The organism is Duganella violaceipulchra (assembly GCF_019166075.1).
Lineage (GTDB): Bacteria > Pseudomonadota > Gammaproteobacteria > Burkholderiales > Burkholderiaceae_D > Rugamonas > Rugamonas violaceipulchra.
Genome location: NZ_JAHTGR010000083.1, coordinates 1 through 910 on the forward strand (window position 1 = coordinate 1; position 910 = coordinate 910).

Consider the following 910-nt stretch of genomic DNA (forward strand, 5'->3'; position numbering starts at 1 on the left):
GAACCAGTGGTCGGTGGCGGCCAGCAGGCGCGTCACGTTGGCATGCTCGACCATGACACCCTTGGGCAGGCCGGTCGAGCCGGAGGTGTAGATGATGTAGGCCAGGTGGCCGGCGTGCAGGCCCAGCACGGCGGGGTCGGGATTGACGTCGGCGCGGGCGGCGATGGCGGCCGCTTCGGCGGCGGCGTCGATGGCCAGCGCGGCTGCGCCGGCGGGCAGGGTGTCCAGCAGGGACCGCTGCGTCAGCACGGCGGCCGGGGCGCTGTCGGCCAGCATGTGGGCGATGCGCTCGGCCGGGTAGGCCGGATCGAGCGGCACATAGGCGGCGCCGGCCTTGAGGATGGCCAGCAGGGCGGCCACCAGGTCGAGGCCGCGTTCGAGGCAGACGGCGACACGGTCGTCGGGGCGCACGCCGCGCGCCAGCAGATGGTGGGCCAGCTGGTTGGCGCGGCGGTTCAGTTGGCCGTAGCTCAGGCTGTGGCTCTCGCACACCAGCGCGATGGCGTCCGGCCGCGCGGCCGCTTGCGCCTCGAAGGCCTGGTGCAGCAGCTGGTCGCGCGGGTAGTCGGCGCCGCTGGCGTTGAAGCCGGTCAGCAGCTGGTGGCGTTGGTCCGGCGTCAGCAGGGCCAGCGCGCCGACGCGCTGCCGCGGATCGGCCGCCATGGCCGCCAGCAGGGTCTGGAAGTGGCCGGCGATGCGCTCGACGCTGGCGTGCTCGAACAGGTCGGTGGCGTAGTCGATGTGGCCGCCGATGACGACGCCATCGTCGGCCAGCGTCAGCGACAGGTCGAACTGCGCGCTCAGTTGCTCGGCCGGCAGCGCGGCCAGTTGCAGGCCGGGCAGCAGCAGCGCGCCGGCCGGGGCGTTGTTCCAGGTCAGCATGGTCTGGAACAGCGGGCTGTGGCTCATG

The 910-nt window shown here is 73.3% G+C and carries 1 protein-coding gene; it reads right to left on the minus strand.

What is annotated here, in order from left to right; genetic code table 11:
- A partial coding sequence (locus tag KVP70_RS33050) for an AMP-binding protein (RefSeq protein WP_217946674.1) occupies positions 1 to 910 on the minus strand: 910 nt, incomplete at both ends.